Genomic DNA, 8285 nt, shown 5'->3' on the forward strand with positions numbered 1-8285 from the left:
CACCTCAATGACTAACGAGATAAAAAAAGCATCATCTTCATGACCGGCTGCATCGATCCCGGCGGGATGCATATGACCATCTTGACCGATAAGGCAAAAAGAAAAGTCCAGTACATCGATGCCATTCGGTTTTACCTGAATTCAGCAAGTGTTCCTGTGCTTTTTATTGAAAATTCCGGTAACGACATCTCAAGCGAGTTCAGAAAAGAAATCAACGAGAAAACGCTTGAGATCGTAACGTTCAATGGCAACGATTACGACAAGAAGAAAGGCAAGGGATACGGCGAAATGCTGATAATCGAAGAAGCCATCCGTTCTTCATCGCTCTTTGATCAGGCGGATTTCATCTTCAAGGCAACAGGTCGATACAAAGTCCTGAACGTCCGCTCGTTTGTGGAATTCGTCAATGAAAAGCCTGATGCGGCAGAGCTCATGGTAAATCTCCTGCCAACCCTCGCCGATGCCGACTCCCGCTTCTTCGGGGCCAAGCGTGATTTTTTCAGGGACTTCCTCATCGGATACCGTTCACGACTCAATGACCAGGATTGCTTCTATTTCGAAACGGCCCTGGCAAGCGCTGTTCACATGGCCATCGTTGATGGATACCGGTACTCAGGCCTGCATCACTATCCAAGATATTCCGCCGAGTCGGGAACTGGGGGTGGCGTCTATAACGACTCATGGAGTCGATGGGTGATTAAAGATCTTCTTCTCAAGGGACAACATCGGCTACAGCAGGCGTTCAAAATCCGTTAACCCGTCGAGGAACCCATAAACAGCCCCCAAGCCTCATGGCAAACAAGAGAAAATTTCTTCGACACATCCATTATTTCCGTGGTTTTGCGATCGTAAACGTCATGATCGTACATATCTGGAGCGCCCCAATGGGTGAAGGTGCGGCATATACCCATGCGGCCGCTATGATCAGACTCCTGCAGCAGGTCTTTTTTCATGACAGTACCATCTACTTCATCTTTGTTTCCGGCTTTCTCGTCGAATACCTCTCCGCAACCAAGAATCCACTCGACTACTACGGAAAAAACTATCCAATGTCATAGTACCCTACCTCATCATGAGCACACTATGGTTTCTGTGGGAAAGTTCGAAAATCCCTCAATCAACTGAAAATCTGCCGTCTCTTGCCGGCACCTACCTCTCAATGCTGACCTATGGCAAGGCACAGATACAGTACTGGTACATACCCTTCATCGCCGTCGTATTTCTGCTCAGTCCATTGATCCTGAGAATCCCTGACCCGGCATTCAACAGAATTACGTTTGCCGCAAGCATTCTCCCCCTGCTCGGAACACGAACCGGCACTGAAATCTCTGCATTTCAATTCATATACCTCCTTCCCGTTTACCTCCAGGGTATATATGTAGCAAGAAACCATGACAGAGTGATCGATCTTGCAAAAAAGCATCAGCCCCTTCTGGCGTTCCTGGCGCTTGCCTGTACCATCGCCCTAATGTACCTACATGGAAATTCTATTAGCTTCGGCCCAACAAGCCTCTCCGAATCCATACACTACATCCACAAGTCGAGCATCATGTTCATAGTGCTGCCGTTTTTGGCTTCACTAGAGCAAAAAAGCATAAAAGCTCTGGACCTTTTCGCGACATACAGCTTCGCAATCTTCTTTACCCACGTCACGGTCTCCATGTACCTTGTATGGAAAATACTTCCTCCAGAAACCATCTATTCCCTTCCCCTTATCAGCGCATCATCATATACGCTAATCATGGGCTCGATTCTCTACCTCTGCATCAAAATATTTGCAACGCTATTCTGCTGCATAGCAGCAAAAAAAGTACTAGGCTCCACATCCCGATTCCTCATCGGAGCATAACAATAGAACAAGACAGGCATGGCCATGAACTTTCCGGATCATTTTGACAGGATCTCCGTGATCAACCTTCCAGATCGAACGGACAGGAAACGAGATACACTTCGCGAATTCAGGAGGGCGGGCTGGAACCCAAATGATAAAATGATATCGTTTTTCCCGGCTATCCGCCCAGAAACGGCTGGAGGCTTTCCTTCAGTTGGCGTGAGAGGCTGCTATACAAGCCACATGGAAGTACTGCGACAGGCAAAAGAAAACAAATGCGCCAATATCCTTGTCCTCGAAGATGACATCTCATTTATCCGGGAGATAAACCAGATAGGGAATGCCGTTATGGAGCAGCTCGAAGGAAAAAAGTGGGGGTTCATCTACTTTGGCCACGATCGTCCGGCAGGCGACAAAAACTCCCTTGGAATCGAACTGCTTAAAGAACCGCTTATGCTGGCCCATTTCTATGCAGTCAATGGGCCGTATCTTGAACGATTCCTCCATTTCCTTGAGCAGTTGCTCAAAAGACCTGCGGGCCATCCCGACGGGGGCCCTATGCATTACGACGGCGCCATTTCGACATTCAGGATGCAGAATCCTGACATCCCGACGTATATCCTCTATCCGAGCCTCGGTTCCCAACGTAGCTCACGAACAGACCTTCACGCACTTCCCATCTGGGATCGATGGCCATTGCTTGCCCCCCTGACAGACGGAGTGCGTCAGCTAAAAAATGCATTGAAAAGGAGACTGCCATGAACTATCTGCCGGTTCTTTTCGGCTATGAAGCTTCCAATATCGGCAACAGCCATGTTGCTCTTTCTCTCTGCCGCCATTGGCATGAAAGCGGCAGGGCTGTCCAACTCACTCTACCCGGAGCAGTAAAAGGGCTCGAATACCCGTGGCTCAGAACAGCAATGAAGGGCCTCCGCCAGAAACTGACCTATAAATTCGGGACCAACATCCAAGCTCGAACCATGGCCGAACAGCTTTTCTATAAACATGAAAAGGATGCAGATATTGTCTATCTATGGGCCGGCCTGTCTCTGGAGATTTTTGAAGCCTTTCATAAGCGAGGAAGCCGCATTGTCATCGAAAGGATCAACTGCCATAGGAAAAGCTCATGGAGAATACTTGAAGCAGCCGCAGATACATGGAACATCCCCTACAGGATCAACACTGATGAAAAGGCAGCCTTGATTGAGGCAAAAAAGCTGGAAATAGCCGATGCAGTCTTCTGTCCGAGCCCAATGGTCCGAAAAAGCATGCTGGAAAACGGCGTAGAGGAAACCAAGCTCCTCTCAACCAGCTATGGCTGGGCTCCAGAACGATTTCCGGGAAGAAATGACGAAAAAAAACATGCGGAACGCCCGGTGTTCCTGTTTGTCGGCAGCATCTGCCTGCGAAAAGGCATCCCGCTCCTGCTCGAAGCATGGAAAAGAGCGAAGCTCGATGCTGATCTGGTATTATGTGGCAACATTGCGCCGGAAATACAAGAACACCTCCCGCCACTCGAAACGTACCCCAATGTCCGCCACGTCAGCTATACCCACGACATGGGAATGATCTACCGCAGTGCGGACGTCTTCGTCTTTCCTAGCCTTGAGGAAGGTGGACCAATGGTCACCTATGAAGCCATGGCTCATGGAATTCCCTGCTTGGTTTCAGAAATGGGCGCAGGAGCAATAGTGGAAAAGGACATCAACGGCATAGTCCTTCCTGACATGGATATTGATGCATGGGCTGAAGCTCTGACATCAATGGCCTTGAACAGGCAGGCGAGAATCGACATCGGACAACATGCTCGACAACGCGCGGAGCGCTTTACATGGAAAAACGTTTCCAATCAACGTGCGGAACTTTTGGAACAACGTTATCCGATGCTGTGGAAAGATCAGGGAAATGCAACTGACCACTGAGGGATGCCGGTAACCGGACGCCTGAACAATGGAATCAAAGACAAGAAAACAACGATAATGAAGATACGAGTCCCCAATCTCAAATATCTCAAGGACATCCGCACCATTCTGTCAGAGAGGGAGCGCAGAAACAGTCTGGGGATACTTTCAATGATGGTGATTGCCGTCCTCCTTGAAACATTGGGAGTCGGTCTGGTAATACCTGCGCTTGCACTCTTTACTGAAAAAGATTTTGCCGGGAAACACCCTGTTGCCAAACCGCTCATCGACTTCTTCGGCAACCCAGACCAGACCAGCCTGGTTTTTGGAGGGCTCGGCCTGCTGTTCAGCATCTATCTCATAAAAGCCCTCTTTCTGCTATTTATGACGTGGAGACAGAACCATTTCATCTACTCGATAGGTGAAAGGCTTTCACAACAGCTCCTCAAAATCTATCTGCATCAGCCATATACCTTTCATTTAGAACGCAATTCCGCCCAGTTGATAAGAAACGTCACCACGGAAGTCGAGGTACTCGCAACAAATGTACTAACCCCTATCCTGCAATTGAGCGTAGAAACCCTGACGTTGCTGTGCATTTTCTCGCTTCTACTCATCGTTGAGCCACTAGGGACCCTGAACATCCTCCTCGTACTTGGGTTGACAAGCATTTCTTTTGTCATGCTGACCCGGCAAAATGTCGCCAAATGGGGAAACGACCGCCAGCATCATGAGGGACTCCGCATGCAACATCTTCAGCAGGGACTTGGCGGAATCAAGGATGTCAAGATCCTTGGAAAGGAAGACTACTTCCTGTCCCGCTATGGATATCACAACACCTCCAGTACAAAAGTAAGGAGAAAAAATACGACCGTTCAGCAAGTCCCCCGTCTCTGGCTGGAATTGCTTTCTGTAACTGGCCTGATCGTCCTTGTGCTCACCATGATGATGCAAGGCAAGGATATGGACTCTATCGTTCCGAACCTTGGATTCTTTGCCGTGGCAACATTCAGGATGATGCCCTCCGTCAACCGTATCCTCAATGCGCTGCAATCGCTTCAGTACTGTCTGCCTGTCGTCGATATCATCGGTAGAGATTTTTCGCTTCCCTTCCATGAAGAACCACAGGAAAAAACAGGTGCAATACCCTTCAAATCGTCGCTTCATCTCGAAAACATCACTTATGCCTACCCGCAGGCCAACAGGCAAACCATCGAAGATATCACGCTGACGATACAGAAAGGAGAATCAGTCGGATTCATCGGGCCAAGCGGCTCAGGAAAAAGTACGCTCATCGACCTATTGCTCGGACTGCTGGCCCCGAATCACGGAACGATAAGCATCGATGGAAACGACATCAGAACTAATATGCGGGGCTGGCAAAACATAATCGGCTATGTTCCGCAATCAATCTACCTGACTGATGATGACCTGGAACACAATATCGCTTTCGGTCTGTCCGACGAGCAGATTGACAGGGATAAAGTTTTGTATGCCGTCGAAGCAGCCAATCTCGCTGCTTTCGTCAAAGGACTACCTGACGGCCTTGCAACCTTCGTCGGGGAACGAGGCATCAGGCTTTCCGGCGGACAAAAACAACGCATCGGCATCGCCCGGGCACTCTACCACAACCCGGAAGTCCTTGTTCTTGACGAAGCCACAAGTGCACTCGATATGGAATCCGAAACTGCCGTCATGGAGGCGGTAACAGCGCTGCACGGCAGCAAGACGATCATCATCGTCGCCCATCGGTTAACCACCGTCGAGCACTGTGACCGAATCTATCGTCTCGAAGAGGGGAAAATAACCTCACAAGGCTCCCCTGCAGCAATGCTCACACGACACAACAGAACCCTGCAGAGCTCATGATCATGAAATTTTCGAGAGTAAAACAGAGAGCTGCTCCTTTTTCCATACGATCAGCGCCCCCAATACAATAAAAAGCTCGAGAAAAAAAGGATCCCACAGACCATACTCGGCCAGTGAAATCTTTTGCCGCACGAACGAAATCGGTGCCAACAGAAAAAGGTGGCCGGTAAACATATCAAGAACGGTGTGGATGACCCCCCCAAAGAAAAACACCACGGCAAACGCTGAAGGGGTATGCTGGAACCGGGCAATCAAAAGCCAGAGGACTGAAAAAACAAGCAGTCCCAGCCATAACAGCGGATAGTGGGTGGGATACTGGTGATGGTCGCACAAGCGTTGATGAAGGTGGAAGCACCATACAAAATCGAAATCGGGAGCTATCGAACCCAGCATACCCCAGAACATGAAGGTGTTGCTCCGAAGAGGCGTTCGGCACAACCTGCCGTCAAGCAATCGAGCGGTAATATAGCCAGCAGGAAGATGTGCAAAATACATGGGCAGGTATTGGAACGGAAAGGTTCAAGCCGCTGAAACTAACACTGAAATCAGTTATGATAGAAAAAACCAGCACGCGCAATATTCCGATCGATACGCTCAGAGGCATCGCATGCATCATGCTCGTTGCCTACCATGTTATCGGCATATCACCGGAAAGCGGACTCAGGCTGAGTGAGGGACTCCTGAAAGATACGAATGAAATGTTCGCCTATATCCGCATGCCTTTATTTACGTTTCTTTCGGGTCTCGTCTATGGCTGGCGACCATTCGCTGGAACATGGAAAGCTTTTATGAATGGCAAGATCCAACGACTGATCATTCCGATGTTGTTCGTCGGAACCGGCTTTGCCATTCTTCAAGCCGTCACTCCCGGCACAAACAACCCTATTGAAGATTGGAAATATCTGCATATCAAACCAGTTGCCCATTACTGGTTCATTGAATCGCTCTTTATCATTTTCCTGATCATTCTCGCGCTCGAACACTTCAAAGTGCTCGCCACCAGACGGGGCTTTGCGCTGGCCTACCTGGGATCGGTCACAGCTTTTCTGTCCAACATCGGAACAATATGGTTTTCCCTTGCCGGGGTCTTCTACCTCTTGCCCTATTTCCTTGCCGGTCTTTATTGCACCCGATTCCCCCTGAAATTCAAATACTCTCAAATAACAGGGTTCATCATCATCATCGTGACCGTACTCTTCCTGATACTGTACAGCCAGCAGTATATCGATGACCGCCGTTCATTTCCGGCTCTTTTCGTTGGCACGGTTGCATGTATCGCACTCCTGCTTACGCAAAGCCGCTCGGAATGGCTTGCCAGCATCGGCTATTACTCTTACTCCATCTACCTCTTTCATGTATTCTTTACTGCAGCAGCAAGAATAGGGCTTATGCATATCGGAGTTTCAGATATCACATTCCTTTTTCTTGCAGGAACAGCTGCAGGAATTACCGGCCCCATACTGACAGAAACCCTGGCAAACAAACATAACCTGCTCAGAACAACACTTCTGGGAAAGAAACCCCTGCCAAAGAATTGAACATCACGAATACATGGTGTATCAAGCTCCCCGCACATCCTGATGCTCCCGGCAGGATCCCTTATTGCTCTCATTTTGAAAGTGCATGACAGCAGATCCTCTCAATACCGCTTCCGCAGCAAGAAACCAAACGACCCGAAAGCCTTTAAGAGTGAGGGTTCTGGCAGTACACACCATCGGGCACGGGATTTGCATGAGGGTGAATAGGCAAGTAGTACACAACAACCCCCATAGCCATGCCACAGGAACATACACTCATCCAAAAAAAAGCGATATCGATACTTAATATCGACATCAAAAGCATTACCGAACCAGAACTGCTTTGCAAACTTGAACGCGGCATGCTGGTCACCCCGAATATAGACCACCTTTTCCACCTCCAGAAAAACAGGAAATTTTACGAAGCGTATCAATCAGCAGAATGGGTCATCTGCGACAGCCGGATCATTTACTTCCTTTCGAAGCTTTTTCCGGAATCGCTGCCGGAAGCCATTCCGGGATCAAGCTTCCTTCGCTCATTCTACATGCATCATAAAAATGATCTGGAATGCAAAATCTTCCTTCTTGGAGCAGCAGAAGGTGTAGGCCGAAAGGCTATGGAGAACATCAACAGGAAAGCCGGAAGGAAGATTGTCATCGGAGCGCACTCACCCTCCTATGGATTCGAGAAAAATGAAACAGAATGCAATGAAATCGTCAATCTCATCAACAACTCAGGGGCAACCGTCCTTGTGGTGGGAGCCGGAGGGGTAAAACAGGAAATCTGGCTTGCGCAATACAGACATAGAATGCCAAATGTCAAACTTTTCATGGCACTCGGGGCAACAATCGACTTTGAAGCCGGAAATGTCAGGAGAGCGCCCATGATGATTCGAAAAATCGGCATGGAATGGCTCTATCGACTGATGATGGAACCGAAAAGAATGTATAGGCGCTACCTGGTCAACGACCCGATATTCTTTTTTCATTTCGCAAAACAATTGCGAGGCACCTATATCAATCCGTTTAGCGCATAACGATCGGAGAACTATACATACAAACAACGATGCAGCAAGTCATTGTCACATCTGAAACAAAAACAGACCGCACAGCAAAAAGGTCAATCATAGCAGCCATGGCCATGATCTTGATTTTGGCCATGGCCCC

General features: G+C 48.7%; 9 protein-coding genes. 8 read left to right on the forward strand and 1 reads right to left on the reverse strand.

Features of this window, described 5'->3' with window-relative positions; translation table 11 throughout:
• Positions 1 to 39: 39 nt before the first annotated feature.
• From A3K90_RS04615 to A3K90_RS04640, 6 genes are all read left to right on the forward strand, one after another.
• On the forward strand, positions 40 to 756 hold the full coding sequence (locus A3K90_RS04615) for a hypothetical protein (RefSeq protein ID WP_303681399.1): 717 nt from the start codon (positions 40 to 42) through the stop codon (positions 754 to 756).
• Between the two features lie 35 nt (positions 757 to 791).
• Positions 792 to 1058 (forward strand): hypothetical protein, encoded by a 267-nt coding sequence (locus tag A3K90_RS04620; RefSeq protein ID WP_303681400.1) that lies wholly within the window; start codon positions 792 to 794, stop codon positions 1056 to 1058.
• Positions 1055 to 1849: an acyltransferase family protein gene (locus A3K90_RS04625; RefSeq protein ID WP_303681405.1), complete on the forward strand. Its 795-nt coding sequence runs from the start codon at positions 1055 to 1057 to the stop codon at positions 1847 to 1849. Before A3K90_RS04620 ends, A3K90_RS04625 begins: the two co-directional genes overlap by 4 nt.
• A 141-nt stretch (positions 1850 to 1990) precedes the next feature.
• Positions 1991 to 2593: a glycosyltransferase family 25 protein gene (locus A3K90_RS04630; protein WP_303681401.1), complete on the forward strand. Its 603-nt coding sequence runs from the start codon at positions 1991 to 1993 to the stop codon at positions 2591 to 2593.
• A gap of 218 nt (positions 2594 to 2811) precedes the next feature.
• Entirely contained in the window at positions 2812 to 3753 is a 942-nt protein-coding gene (locus tag A3K90_RS04635; protein ID WP_303681402.1) for a glycosyltransferase family 4 protein, read from the forward strand.
• A gap of 3 nt (positions 3754 to 3756) precedes the next feature.
• Positions 3757 to 5601, forward strand: coding sequence for an ABC transporter ATP-binding protein (locus tag A3K90_RS04640; RefSeq protein WP_303681403.1), 1845 nt, complete (start codon positions 3757 to 3759; stop codon positions 5599 to 5601).
• Here the strand turns inward: A3K90_RS04640 and A3K90_RS04645 are convergent, their stop codons facing one another.
• On the reverse strand, positions 5602 to 6096 hold the full coding sequence (locus A3K90_RS04645) for a metal-dependent hydrolase (protein WP_011358115.1): 495 nt from the start codon (positions 6094 to 6096) through the stop codon (positions 5602 to 5604).
• Positions 6097 to 6152: 56 nt separating this feature from the next.
• Here A3K90_RS04645 and A3K90_RS04650 point away from each other — a divergent pair, with 56 nt between their 5' ends.
• Complete coding sequence (locus A3K90_RS04650) at positions 6153 to 7139, forward strand: acyltransferase family protein (protein WP_303681404.1); 987 nt, start codon at positions 6153 to 6155, stop codon at positions 7137 to 7139.
• A 236-nt stretch (positions 7140 to 7375) separates the two neighbouring features.
• A complete protein-coding gene (locus A3K90_RS04655; RefSeq protein WP_160460395.1) occupies positions 7376 to 8155 on the forward strand; it encodes a WecB/TagA/CpsF family glycosyltransferase in 780 nt (259 codons plus the stop codon).
• The last annotated feature ends 130 nt before the right edge of the window (positions 8156 to 8285 follow it).

Origin of the sequence: Pelodictyon luteolum (assembly GCF_001622165.1) — a bacterium.
Lineage (GTDB): Bacteria > Bacteroidota > Chlorobiia > Chlorobiales > Chlorobiaceae > Chlorobium > Chlorobium luteolum_B.

Excerpts from the sequence above, each read along its gene's own strand:
- A3K90_RS04640 (WP_303681403.1), top strand. The coding sequence starts at position 3,757 with ATGCCGGTAACCGGACGCCTGAACAATGGAATCAAAGACAAGAAAACA.
- A3K90_RS04630 (WP_303681401.1), top strand. The coding sequence starts at position 1,991 with ATGATATCGTTTTTCCCGGCTATCCGCCCAGAAACGGCTGGAGGCTTT.
- A3K90_RS04620 (WP_303681400.1), top strand. The coding sequence starts at position 792 with ATGGCAAACAAGAGAAAATTTCTTCGACACATCCATTATTTCCGTGGT.
- A3K90_RS04635 (WP_303681402.1), top strand. The coding sequence starts at position 2,812 with ATGGCCGAACAGCTTTTCTATAAACATGAAAAGGATGCAGATATTGTC.
- A3K90_RS04655 (WP_160460395.1), top strand. The coding sequence starts at position 7,376 with ATGCCACAGGAACATACACTCATCCAAAAAAAAGCGATATCGATACTT.
- A3K90_RS04645 (WP_011358115.1), bottom strand. The coding sequence starts at position 6,096 with ATGTATTTTGCACATCTTCCTGCTGGCTATATTACCGCTCGATTGCTT.
- A3K90_RS04615 (WP_303681399.1), top strand. The coding sequence starts at position 40 with ATGACCGGCTGCATCGATCCCGGCGGGATGCATATGACCATCTTGACC.
- A3K90_RS04650 (WP_303681404.1), top strand. The coding sequence starts at position 6,153 with ATGATAGAAAAAACCAGCACGCGCAATATTCCGATCGATACGCTCAGA.